This window comes from bacterium (assembly GCA_040755795.1).
In the GTDB taxonomy this organism is placed as follows: domain Bacteria; phylum UBA9089; class CG2-30-40-21; order CG2-30-40-21; family SBAY01; genus JBFLXS01.
The window spans coordinates 1-1491 of sequence record JBFLXS010000657.1; the positions used below are offsets into that span (position 1 = coordinate 1).

Annotated in this window: 1 protein-coding gene; it reads right to left on the reverse strand. The window is 34.0% G+C overall.

What is annotated here, in order from left to right:
- A partial coding sequence (locus tag AB1414_20670; GenBank protein MEW6609824.1) for a hypothetical protein occupies positions 1 to 1491 on the reverse strand: 1491 nt, incomplete at both ends.

Sequence of the window (1491 nt, forward strand, 5' to 3'; positions counted from 1 at the left end):
TAATTCATAGATAAGGCTACCCGTAATTGTTCCCCCATTTGGGATATAGAATTCACTACTTATTCTAATTATGTCTTCCGAATAATCAGTTTGTGGTGCTTTTGGTGGAGTCTTTACAGGGTGTGGATTCTTTACAGTGTTAGATTTGATAACTATCTTTGGTTCACTTAATAACCAGGAAGGCTCTTTAGGTGTGGGAAAAGCAAAGACTTTGATATTCTGCTCTTGCTCTTGTTTATTCAATAAGAATGTTAGTTCAAATTCTGAATCCTGTTTTCCTTGATTGGTAATAGTAAATGGTACTTCTACATAACCCAAAGGATAGACTATCTCTGGTTCAACCTTCACATCAACTTTTTCACCAAACTCTATCTGCCTTGTATATGTTCCCGTTATATCCCCTGATAAAACAAGGGTAATCGTAGCATAACCTGATTGATAATTATCTGGCGGGAATTGATAATTTAGTGCAATTTCTTTTATTCCCCCTGGTAGTATTGTGACTGTCCCTAATTCCTGCCACTCCTCATCTCCTATCTTCCATCTTCCATTTATTACCGTTTCTGCATCTCCGGTGTTATTTAATTTTATAGTAAAGGTATTTGTCCCTCTATTTGGAGTACCTATTTCGGTAATATCTATTTTTAAAGGCTCCTCTATAATGACTACATATTCTTCTAATCTTATCTCATCAACCCCTGCAACTATGGTAAATGACTTAGTCGCTGTAGTAGTAGCAATAAATTCATATACTGAATTAGTCCCTATATTAATTGTTTCACTTAATATCGTTTTATCATCTGCGTTTATGTATAGATTAAGATTGTATGCTGGCAAAACTAAATCTTTGTTATAAACCTTTCCGGTAATGGTTATTAATTCATCCGGTTTATACACGGGCTTATCAAGGTTAAATGTTAAGGTAACTGTAGCTTTACTAACATAAAAGCTGTCTGAATCAAAGCCGATAAATTGTCCTGAAGATAATAGTAATTTGGCATGTATATAGTATTTACCAGAGATTGTAGGTGTGCCTATATTTATAACCATTGATTTCTTCTCATTTGACGCTATATCGAGGTTATTACTTATACTTTCTTCTACCAATTTTGCCCTATATCCGCATACACCTTTATCTGTAATCATCCATACATCCCTATCTTTAGCCGATAAGGTTGTGATATTGTTACTTAACATATTACTATTTTCTGTAGTATATATCTGGAACTTTTCAGTTCTTTCATCATATTCTATCAAACCATTTCCATTAGTAGCAATCCATATCCAGTTATTATCTCTACAAAGTGAAGTTATCTTCATTCCCTGAAAATATTCCTCAATTGCACCTCCATCTTTATTACAAGATATTAATTTGTCATTTGTTCCAATCCAGAGATGGTTCTCATCCACTGCAAGTGAGGTAATTTCTTCATTTCTGGTCAATAGGGTAGTTACAGCCCCATTGGTCTTATCATATCTAAGTACTTTATT